12 protein-coding genes are annotated in these 12,753 nt (G+C 71.5%); 6 read left to right on the top strand and 6 right to left on the bottom strand.

Annotation, left to right across the window (positions count from 1 at the left end; all coding sequences use genetic code 11):
- Positions 1-372: 372 nt before the first annotated feature.
- Positions 373-1,515: a tRNA dihydrouridine synthase DusB gene (dusB, locus tag IE170_RS07400; RefSeq protein WP_189808461.1), complete on the bottom strand. Its 1,143-nt coding sequence runs from the start codon at positions 1,513-1,515 to the stop codon at positions 373-375.
- Between the two features lie 257 nt (positions 1,516-1,772).
- Here dusB and IE170_RS07395 point away from each other — a divergent pair, with 257 nt between their 5' ends.
- Both IE170_RS07395 and IE170_RS07390 read left to right on the top strand, forming a co-directional pair.
- Entirely contained in the window at positions 1,773-2,717 is a 945-nt protein-coding gene (locus tag IE170_RS07395; RefSeq protein ID WP_229884632.1) for an aldo/keto reductase, read from the top strand.
- 21 nt (positions 2,718-2,738) lie between these two features.
- Positions 2,739-3,332, top strand: a complete 594-nt coding sequence (locus tag IE170_RS07390) for a TetR/AcrR family transcriptional regulator (RefSeq protein WP_189808460.1) — start codon at positions 2,739-2,741, stop codon at positions 3,330-3,332.
- 94 nt (positions 3,333-3,426) lie between these two features.
- On the opposite strand, the gene IE170_RS07385 is transcribed toward IE170_RS07390, so the two are convergent.
- Positions 3,427-4,809 (bottom strand): glycine--tRNA ligase, encoded by a 1,383-nt coding sequence (locus IE170_RS07385; protein ID WP_125543092.1) that lies wholly within the window; start codon positions 4,807-4,809, stop codon positions 3,427-3,429.
- A gap of 154 nt (positions 4,810-4,963) precedes the next feature.
- Here IE170_RS07385 and IE170_RS07380 point away from each other — a divergent pair, with 154 nt between their 5' ends.
- The 4 genes from IE170_RS07380 to IE170_RS07365 are packed head-to-tail and all read left to right on the top strand — an operon-like array spanning position 4,964 to position 8,148.
- On the top strand, positions 4,964-5,980 hold the full coding sequence (locus IE170_RS07380) for a metal ABC transporter substrate-binding protein (protein ID WP_189808459.1): 1,017 nt from the start codon (positions 4,964-4,966) through the stop codon (positions 5,978-5,980).
- 23 nt (positions 5,981-6,003) lie between these two features.
- Complete coding sequence (locus IE170_RS07375) at positions 6,004-6,795, top strand: metal ABC transporter ATP-binding protein (RefSeq protein WP_189808458.1); 792 nt, start codon at positions 6,004-6,006, stop codon at positions 6,793-6,795.
- Positions 6,795-7,661 (top strand): metal ABC transporter permease, encoded by an 867-nt coding sequence (locus tag IE170_RS07370; RefSeq protein WP_189808457.1) that lies wholly within the window; start codon positions 6,795-6,797, stop codon positions 7,659-7,661. The genes IE170_RS07375 and IE170_RS07370 overlap by 1 nt, the downstream gene beginning before the upstream one ends.
- Positions 7,662-7,713: 52 nt before the next feature.
- A complete protein-coding gene (locus IE170_RS07365) occupies positions 7,714-8,148 on the top strand; it encodes a Fur family transcriptional regulator (RefSeq protein WP_189808456.1) in 435 nt (144 codons plus the stop codon).
- 120 nt (positions 8,149-8,268) lie between these two features.
- Here the strand turns inward: IE170_RS07365 and IE170_RS07360 are convergent, their stop codons facing one another.
- The 4 genes from IE170_RS07360 to IE170_RS07345 all read right to left on the bottom strand — a co-directional run bounded on the left by IE170_RS07360 (position 8,269) and on the right by IE170_RS07345 (position 12,685).
- On the bottom strand, positions 8,269-9,096 hold the full coding sequence (locus IE170_RS07360; RefSeq protein ID WP_189808455.1) for an isoprenyl transferase: 828 nt from the start codon (positions 9,094-9,096) through the stop codon (positions 8,269-8,271).
- Positions 9,097-9,107: 11 nt separating this feature from the next.
- On the bottom strand, positions 9,108-9,854 hold the full coding sequence (recO, locus tag IE170_RS07355) for a DNA repair protein RecO (protein ID WP_189808454.1): 747 nt from the start codon (positions 9,852-9,854) through the stop codon (positions 9,108-9,110).
- Positions 9,855-9,938: 84 nt separating this feature from the next.
- Positions 9,939-11,465: a nucleobase:cation symporter-2 family protein gene (locus IE170_RS07350; protein ID WP_189808453.1), complete on the bottom strand. Its 1,527-nt coding sequence runs from the start codon at positions 11,463-11,465 to the stop codon at positions 9,939-9,941.
- Positions 11,466-11,989: 524 nt separating this feature from the next.
- On the bottom strand, positions 11,990-12,685 hold the full coding sequence (locus IE170_RS07345) for a TerB family tellurite resistance protein (protein ID WP_189808452.1): 696 nt from the start codon (positions 12,683-12,685) through the stop codon (positions 11,990-11,992).
- Positions 12,686-12,753 lie beyond the last annotated feature (68 nt).

The raw sequence follows: 12,753 nt of genomic DNA, 5'->3' as shown, positions 1-12,753 counted from the left end.
CTCGACTCCTCGAGGACTCGGTGGCTGCCCTGACGGCGAGGAACATACCCAGATCGAAGGCTTCTGGGTACGTCCACTTGGCCGTCATGAGCCTGTAACCACCCGCTCGCCACCAGATCGAAAGTAACCGATGGGTAGCCCGAACATACGAAGAGCGTTCACCTCCCGAAGGGGAGGGGCCCCACCGAGGCCTGTTTGCGCTCGGATGAGCGATCATCGATACATTTGCGTTCAAGAGTTGAACAAACAAAGGGTGGCACCCAGTGCCACCCTTTGGAAGTCTTAGCCGTGATTTTTGCGCTCATGTGAGCGCAACCCCACCCATGCGTGGCGTATGTCACGCCGCCGACGGCATAGTTTGTCAGCTGGTTCTCACCCTCCGGACGTGTCCAGTTCGGCGTCCTCGGTCACACCGGCGCAGTCGTACGGGTCCTTCAACCAGCCGTCGGGGAGGACAACCCGGTTGTTTCCGGACGTGCGGCCCCGCGGGCCGTCCGCACCCTCCGGCCACGGCTGGTCCAGGTCGAGCTCGCTCAGATGAGCGTCGAGTTCCGCCAGGGACGAGGCGACGGCGAGCTTCTTGCGCATCTCGGACCCGACCGAGAAGCCCTTCAGGTACCAGGCCACGTGCTTACGGAAGTCGATCACCCCGCGGGACTCGTCGCCGATCCACTCCCCCAGCAGCCGGGCGTGCCGGACCATGGTCGCCGCGACCTCGCGCAGCGCGGGCCGGTGGTAGTCCTCGGGGCGCCCCTCGAAGGCCGCGACGAGGTCGTTGAACAGCCACGGGCGGCCCAGGCAGCCGCGCCCGACGACCACGCCGTCGCAGCCGGTCTCGCGCACCATGCGCAGCGCGTCCTCGGCGCACCAGATGTCGCCGTTGCCGAGGACGGGGATCTCCGGGACGTGCTCCTTCAGCCGCGCGATGGCCTCCCAGTCGGCGGTGCCGCCGTAGTGCTGGGCGGTGGTGCGGCCGTGCAGGGCGATGGCGGTGACGCCCTCCTCCACGGCGATGCGGCCGGCGTCCAGGTAGGTGAGGTGGTCGTCGTCGATGCCCTTGCGCATCTTCATGGTGACCGGCGTGTCACCGGCGCCGGCGACCGCCTCGCGCAGGATGGCGCGCAGCAGGTTCCGCTTGTAGGGGAGGGCGGAGCCGCCGCCCTTGCGGGTGATCTTGGGGACGGGGCAGCCGAAGTTCAGGTCGATGTGGTCGGCGCGGTCCTCTTCGACGATCATTCGGACCGCCTTGCCGACCGTGGCGGGGTCGACCCCGTACAGCTGGATCGAGCGGGGCTTCTCGGACTCGTCGAAGCGGATCAGCTGCATGGTCTTGTCGTTGCGCTCGACCAGCGCCCGCGTGGTGATCATCTCGCTGACGAACAGCCCCTTGCCGCCGCTGAAGTCGCGGCAGAGCGTGCGGAACGGGGCGTTGGTGATGCCGGCCATGGGTGCGAGCACCACGGGGGGCTGCACGGTGTGCGGGCCGATCGCGAGGGGCGGGGGGAGCGTGGTCATGCCCCCCATTGTCGCCCAGCCGGCCCGCACGTCGCCGATACGGGTGACAGATATTGAAATCTGTCACCCGTCATGTCATCTTCGTATGCATGACGACGAACCAGAGCACTTCCACGACCACGACGAGCGCTGGGACCGCGACGAGCGCGGTGAACACGGCGGCGGTTGCCGCGGCTGCCTCGGCCGACGCCTCCGGCCGGCCCGTGCGGTCCCTCGGCTCGACCGGGCCCGCCGTCTTCCCGCTGGGGCTGGGCTGCATGGGGATGTCCGCGCTGTACGGGGAGGCCGACCGCGGCGAGTCGGTGGCGACGATCCACGCCGCGCTCGACGCCGGGGTGACCCTGCTGGACACGGGCGACTTCTACGGCATGGGCCACAACGAGCTGCTGATCGCCGAAGCCCTGCGCACCGCCCCCGCGGCCGCGCGGGAGCGGGCCCTGACCAGCGTGAAGTTCGGCGCGCTGCGGACGGTCGAAGGCGGCTTCACCGGGTACGACGGCCGCCCCGAGGCCGTGCGGAACTTCCTCGCCTACTCGTTGCAGCGGTTGGGCCGGGACCACATCGACATCTACCGGATCGCCCGTGTCGACCCGGCGGTGCCGATCGAGGAAACGGTCGGCGCGATCGCCGAGGCCGTCGACGCGGGACACGTGCGGCACATCGGCCTGTCGGAGGTCGGGGCGGACACCCTGCGCCGGGCCGCGGCCGTGGCACCCGTCGCGGACCTGCAGATCGAGTACTCGCTGATGTCCCGCGGGATCGAGCGGGAGATCCTGCCGACCGCCCGGGAACTCGGCATGGGCGTCACGGCGTACGGGGTCCTCTCCCGCGGCCTGATCAGCGGGCACTTCACGCGCGACCGTGAGCTGGCCCCGGGCGACTTCCGCGGGATGAGCCCCCGCTTCCAGGGCGAGAACCTCGACCGCAACCTGGACCTCGTCGAGGCCCTGCGCAAGGTGGCCGACGGCAAGGGCGTCAGCGTGGCCCAGACCGCCATCGCCTGGGTGCTCTCCCGCGGCGAGGACATCGTGCCGCTGGTGGGGGCCCGCCGCCGCGACCGGCTGACCGAGGCACTGGGTGCCATGGAGGTCGAGCTGTCGGCGGCCGACATCGCGGCGATCGAGGAGGCGATACCGGCGGGAGCCGCCGCGGGCGAGCGCTATCCGGCCGCGCAGATGGCCCACCTGGACAGCGAGCACTGAGTCGGCGGTACGGTCGTACCCATGTCACCCGCTGCCGCCGAGCCCCTGACCCCCGAGCGCATCCTGGAGACCACCGAGGAGGTGCTGCGCCGCTACGGCCCGGCCAAGGCGACCGTGGTCGACGTGGCGCGGGCCCTGGGCGTCAGCCACGGCAGCGTGTACCGGCACTTCCCGTCCAAGGCCGCGCTGCGCGAGGCCGTGACCCAGCGCTGGCTCGGCAAGACGGTCGGGCGCCTGGAGGAGATCGCCTCGGACGGTGCGGGGAGTGCTCCCTCCAAGCTGGAAGCCTGGCTGGAGGCGCTGTTCGACGCCAAGCGCCACAAGGCGGGCGACGATCCGGAGCTGTTCGCGACGTACACGGTGCTGCTCGCCGAGAACAGCGGGGTGGTGGAGTCGCACCTGGCCGAGCTGGTCGAGCAGTTGGGGCGGATCATCGCCGAGGGAGTGGAGGCGGGCTCGCTCGACGTGCCGGACGTGCCGGCCGCGGCCCGCGCCGTGTTCGACGCCACCGGCCGCTTCCACGACCCGCAGTACGCGGCCGAGTGGACCTCCCCGACGATCACGCGCGAGTTCGAGGCGGTCACGTCCCTGGTGATCCGCGGCCTGCGCGCCTGACGCAGCCCCCCGACACAGGCGCCGGCTCCGCCGGGCGGGAACGGCAGCGGCCCGGTGCGCTGGGCGCACCGGGCCGTCGTCGTACCGGCAGGACCTAGCAGCCCAGGAGGCGGGTGGCCAGGTACGTCTGGATCTGGTCCAGGGAGACGCGCTCCTGCTTCATGGTGTCGCGCTCGCGGACGGTCACCGCGTTGTCGTCGAGGGTGTCGAAGTCGACGGTGACGCAGAACGGCGTGCCGATCTCGTCCTGGCGGCGGTAGCGGCGGCCGATGGCGCCCGCGTCGTCGAACTCGATGTTCCAGTTCTTGCGCAGGTCGGCGGCGAGGCCCTTGGCCTTCGGCGACAGCTGCGCGTTGCGGGACAGCGGCAGGACGGCGACCTTGACCGGGGCCAGGCGCGGGTCGAGGCGCATCACGGTGCGCTTCTCCATGACGCCCTTGGCGTTCGGGGCCTCGTCCTCGTTGTACGCGTCGAGCATGAAGGCGAGCATGGCGCGGTTCACGCCGGCCGCGGGCTCGATGACGTACGGGGTGTAGCGCTCACCGGCCTCCTGGTCGAAGAAGGTGAGGTCCTGGCCGGAGGCGGCGGAGTGGGCCTTGAGGTCGTAGTCCGTGCGGTTGGCGATGCCCTCCAGCTCGGAGAACTCGCTGCCGCCGAAGTTGAAGCGGTACTCGATGTCGGCGGTGCGCTTCGAGTAGTGGGACAGCTTCTCCTTCGGGTGCTCGTACCAGCGGATGTTCTCCTCGCGGATGCCGAGGCCGCGGTACCAGTTCCACCGCTCCTGCATCCAGTACTCCTGCCACTGCTCGTCCTCGCCCGGCTTGACGAAGAACTCCATCTCCATCTGCTCGAACTCGCGGGTGCGGAAGATGAAGTTGCCGGGCGTGATCTCGTTGCGGAACGACTTGCCCATCTGCGCGATGCCGAAGGGCGGCTTCTTGCGCGAGGAGGTCTGCACCAGGGCGAAGTTGGTGAAGATGCCCTGGGCGGTCTCGGGGCGCAGGTACGCCTTGGAGCCGGTGTCCTGGGTCGGGCCGAGGTGGGTCTCCAGCATGCCGGAGAACTGCTTCGGCTCGGTGAACTGGCCCTTCACGCCGCAGTGGGGGCAGTTCACGTCGGCCAGGCCGTTCTCCGGGAGGCGGCCGTGCTTGGCCTCGTACGCCTCCTCCAGGTGGTCGGCGCGGTGGCGCTTGTGGCAGGCGGTGCACTCGGTGAGCGGGTCGGAGAACGTCGCGACGTGGCCCGAGGCCACCCAGACCTCGGGAGCCAGGATCACGGACGAGTCGAGGCCGACGATGTCCTCACGCCCGGTCACCATCGCCTTCCACCACTGGCGCTTGATGTTCTCCTTGAGCTCGACACCCAGCGGACCGTAGTCCCAGGCAGCCCGGGAGCCGCCGTAGATCTCACTGCACGGGTAAACGAAGCCACGGCGCTTGCTCAGGCTGACGATGGTTTCGATCTTGTCGGCGGCCACGGTGCTCTCTTCATTACGAGGACGAACGCGAATGCCTCAGGTTACCGGCGCCCGCACCCCCTCCATCAAATCGGTTCCCCTTCCATGGTGCCCCCGCGGGGCCGCGGCCTGGGCTTTTTGACAACGGTTTCCATATTTGATGAAAATGGATGTCATGAACGTACGCCGCCTCATACCCACCGCCGCCCTCGCCGGGGCCCTCGCGCTCGCCGCCCCGGCCCTGACCGCCTGCTCCGGCACCCCCTCCGCCGGCGCCGCGGACGGCCGGCTCGCCGTGACGGCGTCGTTCTACCCCATGCAGTTCCTCGCCGAGCAGATAGGCGGGGACCGCGTCCAGGTCGCCTCCCTCACCAAGCCGGGCGTCGAGCCGCACGACCTGGAGATCACCCCCAAGCAGACCGCGCAGCTCGGGGAGTCGGACGTCGTCCTCTACCTCAAGGGCCTCCAGCCCGCCGTCGACGAGGCCGTCGCCCAGGCCGGCGTGAAGAACACCGTCGACGCCGCGACCCTCACCAAGCTCGACGCCCACGGCCCCGGCGGCCACGACCACGAGGGCGCGCACGGCGAGGAGGCGGGCCACTCCGAGGAGGCGGGCCACTCCGAGGAAGCCGGCCACTCCGAGGGCGACGGCCACAGCCACGGCGAGGCCGGCGGCGACCCGCACGTCTGGCTCGACCCGTCCAAGTACGCCGAGATCGCCAAGGGCGTCGGCGCGGCACTGGAGAAGGCGGACCCCGGCCACGCGGCCGACTACCGCAAGAACACCGACGAGCTGGTCGGCAAACTGACGGCCCTCGACACGGAGTTCAAGGACGGCCTGAAGAACACCGCCACCCGGACCTTCATCACCACCCACGCCGCCTTCGGCTACCTCGCCGAGCGCTACGGCCTCGACCAGGAGGGCATCTCCGGCGTCGACCCCGAGTCCGAGCCCAGCCCGGCCCGGATGAAGGAACTCCAGGAGCGCGCGAAGAAGGAGAACGTCACCACGGTGTTCTTCGAGACCCTCGCCAGCGACAAGACCGCCAAGTCCCTCGCCGCCGACTCCGGCCTGAAGACCGACGTCCTCGACCCGCTCGAGGGAATCACCGACAAGTCCCAGGGCGCTGACTACTTCGAGGTCATGCGGTCCAACCTGAAGAACCTCCAGAAGGCCCTCGGGGCCAAGTGATGACGTCGACGGAGGCGCCCCCCATGGAGTCCAAGCCCGCGGAGCCGGCCGAGCAGCCGGTCATCTCCCTGCGCGGCGCAGTCGCCTCGCTCGGCTCGCGCCCCGTCCTGCGCGGCGTCGACCTGGCGGTGCGCCGCGGCGAGGTCGTCGCCCTGCTCGGCGCCAACGGCTCCGGGAAGTCGACGGCCGTGCGCGCCGTCGTCGGCCAGGTCCCCCTGTCGGGCGGCGAGCTGTCGCTGTTCGGCACGCCCTTCCGGCGCTTCCGCGACTGGTCGCGCATCGGGTACGTGCCCCAGCGCACCACCGCGGCGAGCGGCGTCCCGGCGACGGTGCGCGAGGTCGTCTCCGCGGGCCGGCTCGCCCGCACCCGCTTCGGCGTCCTGCGCAAGGCCGACAAGGCCGCGGTCGGGCGCGCCCTGGCCCTGGTCGACATGGAGGGGTACGCCGACGCGTCCGTGGGCGCCCTCTCCGGCGGCCAGCACCAGCGCGTCCTGATCGCCCGCGCCCTGGCCGCCGAGCCCGAGCTGCTGATCATGGACGAGCCGATGGCCGGCGTGGACCTCGCCAACCAGGAGGTCCTCGCGAACGCCGTCCGCGAGCAGGTCGCCGCCGGCGCGACCGTCCTGCTCGTCCTGCACGAGCTCGGCCCGCTGGAGCCGCTGATCGACCGCGCGGTCGTCCTGCGCGACGGCTGCGTCGTCCACGACGGCGCGCCCCCGGAGGCCGTGGGCCAGCACGCCCTGCCCGGCCACGACCACGTACACCCCCACGCGGCGCACGACGCCGAACCCCTGCGGACCGGACTGCTGAGCTGATGGACCTCCTGAACTACGCCTTCATGCAGCGGGCCCTGCTCGCCGCCGTCCTGGTGGGCCTGACCGCCCCCGCCATCGGCACGTACCTCGTCCAGCGCCGCCAGGCGGTCATGGGCGACGGCATCGGCCACGTGGCACTGACGGGCGTCGCGCTCGGCTTCCTGCTGAACGCCAGCCCGGTCTGGCTCGCGACCCTGGTCGCGGTCCTCGGCGCGGTCGGCATGGAGCTCATCCGCTCGCGCGGCCGGACCAGCGGCGACATCGCCCTGGCGATGCTCTTCTACGGCGGCCTGGCCGGCGGCGTCATGATCATCAACCTGGCGCCGGGCGGCTCCACCAGCAACCTGACCAGCTACCTGTTCGGCTCGATCACCACCGTGTCGGCCGAGGACATCACCGCCGTCGTCGTCCTCGCCGCGTTCGTGCTCGCCGTGACGCTGGGCCTGCGGCGGCAGCTGTTCGCCGTATGCCAGGACGAGGAGTTCGCACGGGTCACCGGCCTGCCCGTGCGCCTGCTCAACCTGCTGCTCGCGGTCACCGCGGCCGTCACGGTGACCGTCGCCATGCGCATCGTCGGCCTGCTGCTCGTCAGCGCCATGATGGTGATCCCCGTCGCCGCGGCCCAGCGCGTCACCCGCGGGTTCGCCGCCACCCTGGCGGTCGCGATGGGCATCGGCGTCCTCGTCTCGCTCTCCGGGACCGTGGCCACGTACTACATCGACGCCCCCTCCGGCGCCACCATCGTGCTCCTGGCCATCGCCGTCTTCACGGTCCTCACGGCGCTGTCGGCGCCGCTGGCCCGCCGCCGGGCCGAGGCGGCCCGCGCCGCGGAAGAGGTCTGTACGCGCGACGACGTGAAGGTCTAGGAACGGCGGCCGCCTGGCACAATTGGGCCGAGGCCGATACGAGGAGGAACCGGTGGCGACTGCGCCTGGCGAGACGAATACCGCGCCAGTACGAGGGCGATCCACCCGGCAGCGGGCAGCGGTGGCGGCCGCGCTGGACGAGGTGGACGAGTTCCGCAGCGCCCAGGAGCTGCACGACATGCTCCGGCACCGCGGCGACTCCGTGGGCCTGACCACCGTCTACCGCACCCTCCAGTCCCTGGCGGACGCCGGCGAGGTCGACGTGCTGCGCACCAGCGACGGCGAGTCCGTCTACCGGCGCTGCTCCACCGGGGACCACCACCACCACCTGGTGTGCCGCGGCTGCGGCAAGGCCGTCGAGGTGGAGGGCCCGGCCGTCGAGAAGTGGGCCGAGTCGATCGCGGCCGAGCACGGCTTCGTGAACGTCGCCCACACCGTCGAGGTCTTCGGCACCTGCGCCGACTGCGCGGCCGCGGCCGCCTCCTGAGCGCAGGCCCGGGCCGCATTCCGGCCGCGGACCGAAGCGATCAGGACGACTTCACGGCACACGGCGGAGGGCCCGCCCCGGGAAACCCGGGCGCGGGCCCTCCGCCGTGTGCGCGGCCCGTCAGCCGGCGGCGCCGCCCGGCTCCACCTGGTTCGGGACGGCCCCGCCGAAGCGGCGGTCGCGCTGGGCGTACTCCAGGCAGGCCTGCCACAGGTTGCGGCGGTCGAAGTCCGGCCACAGCACGTCCTGGAAGACCATCTCGGCGTACGCGCTCTGCCAGAGCAGGTAGTTCGAGGTGCGCTGCTCGCCGCTGGGGCGCAGGAACAGGTCGACGTCCGGCATGTCCGGGTAGTAGATGTACTTCGCGAAGGTCTTCTCGTTGACCTTCGACGGGTCCAGCTTCCCCGCGGCCACGTCCCGCGCTATGGCCTGCGCAGCGTCGGCGATCTCCGCGCGGCCGCCGTAGTTGACGCAGAAGTACAGCGTCATCTTGTCGTTGTCGACGGTCTGCTCCTGGGCCACCTGGAGCTCTTGGACGACGGACTTCCACATCTTCGGCATGCGGCCGACCCAGCGGATGCGGATGCCCAGCTCGTCCATCTCGTCGCGGCGGCGGCGGATGACGTCGCGGTTGAAGTTCATCAGGAAGCGGACCTCGTCCGGGGAGCGCTTCCAGTTCTCCGTCGAGAAGGCGTACAGCGAGAGGTTCTTGACGCCCATCTCGATGCAGCCCTTGAGGACGTCGAGGACGACGCCCTCGCCGACCTTGTGGCCTTCGGTGCGGGGCAGCCCGCGCTCCTTGGCCCAGCGGCCGTTGCCGTCCATGACGATCGCGACGTGGTTGGGGACCAGCTCGCCGGGGATCTTCGGCGGGCGCGCACCGGACGGGTGCGGCTCCGGAACCTTGTACTCGCGGCGAGAGCGTCCCAGAATCCCGCGTCGTGCCATGTGCCCAGCTCCTATTTCTCGACGTAACGCAGCGAGCGTAGCCCGCGCTCCAGATGCCAGTGCAAATAGGCCGAGACGAGCCCGCTGCCCTCCCGCACGTGGCGTGCCTCGCACGCGTCGGCGTACCCCCAGTCGCCCGTCAGCAGTGCACTGAGCAGGGCGATGGCCTCCGATGAGGGTACGACGCTGCCGCCGACCCGGCAGTCGCCGCAGACGACTCCGCCGGCGGCCACGGAGAAGTGCCGGTTCGGGCCGTGGATGCCGCACTTCGCGCAGTCCTCGAAGCTGGGCGCGTAGCCGTTCACGGCGAGGGAGCGCAGCAGGAAGGCGTCGAGGATGAGGTTCGGCTCGTGCTCGCCGCGGGAGAGGGTTCGCAGGGCGCCGATGAGCAGCAGGTACTGCTGGACGGCGGGCTCGCCCTCGTTCTCGGTGAACCGCTCGGCGGTCTCCAGCATCGCGGTGCCGGCGGTGTAGCGGGCGTAGTCGGTGACGATGCCGTTGCCGTACGGGGAGATGATCTCGGTCTGCGTGCAGAGCGGCAGGCTGCGGCCCACGAGATCGCTGCCGCGGGCGAAGAACTGGACGTCGGCGTGGGAGAAGGGCTCCAGCCCGGCGCCGAACTTCGACTTGGTGCGGCGTACACCGCGGGCGACGGCCCGCACCCGTCCGTGGCCGCGGGTCAGCAGCGTGATGATGCGGTCCGCCTCGCCGAGCTTCTGGGTGCGCAGCACGATGCCGTCGTCGCGGAACAGACTCATGCGCCCATTGTCGCCTGTACGGGTGCGGCAGCGGCCCCCCGCCCCGGAGCCGGTCCGGGGGCTGGGGGCCGCTGCGGCCCTGGGTCAGGGGGCGGGGGCCGGCTCGGCGTCGGGGTCGGCGTCGGGTTCCGGGTCGGGCTCGGAGTCCCGGCCGGCCCCGGGAGCGGCTGCGGGGGCCGGGACGGGCACCGGGGCGGCGGCCGGGGCCGCGGCCGGGGCGGGCACCGCGGTCACAGCCCCGGCGGCGTGCGCGCCGTCCTTGCCGAGGCCGTTGAAGACCGCGTTCAGCACGATCGCGGCCGTCGCGCCGAGCGTCACGCCGCTGTTCAGGAGGGAGGACAGGTCGGCGTCCATGTGCTCTTTGAACAGCACCGGGACGGTGGCCGGCAGCAGCGCGAAGGCCAGGGAGACGCCCACGACCAGTGCGTTCTTCTCCTCCTTCAGGTCGACCTTGGCGAGGGTCTGGATGCCGGCGAGGGCGACCATCGCGAACATGACGGTCGCGGCGCCGCCGAGGACGCCGTGCGGCACGGAGGCCACGACGGCGGCGGCCTTCGGCAGCAGACCCAGGATGATCATGAAGACGCCGGCTGCGACGACCACGAAGCGGCTCTTGACCTTCGTCATCCGCACGAGCCCGACGTTCTCGGCGAACGCGACGTACGGGAAGGAGTTGAGGACGCCGCCGAGCGCGGTCGCGGCGCCGTCGGCGCGCAGGGCGCGGGCCACTGTCTCGCTGTCGACGTCCTTGCCGACGATGTCGCCGACCGCGTACGTGTCACCGGTCGTCTCGACCATGGTGATCAGCATGACGATGAGCATCAGCACGATCGGGAACCACTCGAACTTCGGCGCACCGAAGTGGAAGGGCGTCGTCACGCCGATCCAGTCGGCCTTCGAGACGCTGTCGAACCGGGCGTCGCCGAGCAGGAAGGCGACGGCCGTCCCGCCCACCAGGCCGAGCAGGATGGCGATCGAGGAGAGGAAGGGCCGGCCGAGCCTCATCAGCAGCAGGATGAAGAGCATGGTGCCGCCGGCGTACGCGAAGTGCTTCGGGTCGCCGAAGTCGGGGCTGCCGAGGCCGCCCGCGGCGTCGTTGAGGCCGACCGGCAGCAGCACGATGCCCAGCACGGTGATCACGGTGCCGGTGACGACCGGCGGGAAGAGCCGCATGACCGCGCGGAACGCCCGGGCCGGCAGCCAGGCGAACGCGAACGTGGCGAGGCCCGCGGTGATGACGGCGCCGTAGACGACCAGGAGGGCGGCGGTGCCGCCGCCTGCGCCGAGGCCTATCGCGATCATCGGGGAGACGGCGGTGAAGGTGACGCCCTGGATCAGCGGCAGGCGCGCGCCGATCCGGCCGATGCCCCACGCCTGGATGATGGAGGCGATGCCGCAGGTGAAGAGGTCGGCGTTGATCAGGTAGACGAGTTGTTCGGGGGTCAGCCCGAGCGCGCCTCCGACGATGATCGGGACGATCACTGCGCCGGCGTAGAAGGCGAGCACGTGCTGGAAGCCGTACAGCGCGAGCTTGGGGACGGGGAGCACCTCGTCGACCGGGTGGGTGCTCTGCTCTCCGTCGGCGGAGAGCCGGGCGGCGACACGTGCCATCGGGCTTGCCCTTCAGAAGGTGGTGAACGGGGAGGGTCTGGTTGTCCCCGGGCGGAGTGGGCCGCTGTCCCGTTGGTCCGCCGGGGTTGTCAGGTGCGTTCGTTCACGTGGCCGAAGCCCCGCCGGGTCGCGCTCCGGCGGCGTTCGTCGTGTGTCCGGAATTGAACGCCTGTGGAAGGGGTCACAGATATCGTCGACTTCCACAAATTGTTGACCCATGGGGCGGCCCGATCTGTGGGTTCCTCCAGTGGCGCATGGCGGTGCGGCGGGGTAGCCCGGCACCGCTCCCGCCCTCCCGTCGTCCCCGTGCGTACGGGGTCCCCTGCCGCGACGTGCGGCGATGCCCTCCGCGGCCGCCCGAGCGGCTCACGGGCGCGCGGCGGCGCGGCCGTCCGCCTGCTGGGACGGTCCGGCGGCGGGCGGCGCGGTTCCCGGCTCGCTACGGCCGGATTCCGGCCCCGTGAGGCCGGATCGTTACCTCGACCGGGGCCGTTTCGGCCGGATTCGGCCGCCGGCGCCGCCGGTCAGGAGGAGCGCACGGCGGACAGCAGGCGCGCCACGTCGTCCGAGCCGATCCGCAGTGCGGAGCCGACGGTGGCGAGCACCTCGCGCTCGGCCGGGGTGTAGGGGCCGTCGGCGAGCGCGATCCGCGCGCCCTGCAGCAGGATCGACTCCCGCCCGGGGCCGGCCAGGTGCGGGGCGAGCGGTTCCAGCGCCTCGTGGAGCTCGATGGCCAGCGCGGCCCCGCAGCAGTCGGGGGCGTCGTACAGTCCCAGGCGGCCCTGGTCGCTGGCGAGCGCCTGCACGAGGGACTCCAGCTGCTCCCCGGTGCAGTCCTGGAAGCCGGCGGCGCGGACGGCCGACACGGCGGCCTCCAGGACGCCCCGCGCCTCGGTGCCGCCGGCCGCGAGCACGGCCAGGGCGACGGTGTGCACGGCGTCGCGCAGCAGCGCGGAGAAGCGGGTGGTGGTGAGGCGGTCGAGGACGTCGGTGCCGAAGCGCTCGCGACAGCCCTGGCATTCGACGACGGGCCCGGCCTCGCCGCGCGGCAGCAGCGGGACGCCGAGGACCGTGAACCTGCGGCGTCCGGTGCGCCGGCGGTAGTTGCGGTCGCCGCCGCAGCCGGTGCAGAAGAACTCCCCGTCGCCCACCGTGTTCCACGTGGTGCGGATGCCCCAGACCGTCAGCTTCCGGCCGTCCCCACCCCGAACTGGCAGCACGTCGCACCTCCGTCAACTCCCCCGTGGCCCTGCGGGCACGGGCGGGACCCCCAGGCGGCACACCGGGG

Source organism: Streptomyces toxytricini (assembly GCF_014649915.1).
GTDB classification, from domain to species: Bacteria; Actinomycetota; Actinomycetes; order Streptomycetales; family Streptomycetaceae; genus Streptomyces; species Streptomyces toxytricini.
Note: the sequence above shows the minus strand (reverse complement) of the source record. Positions and strands in the feature narration are given on the sequence as shown.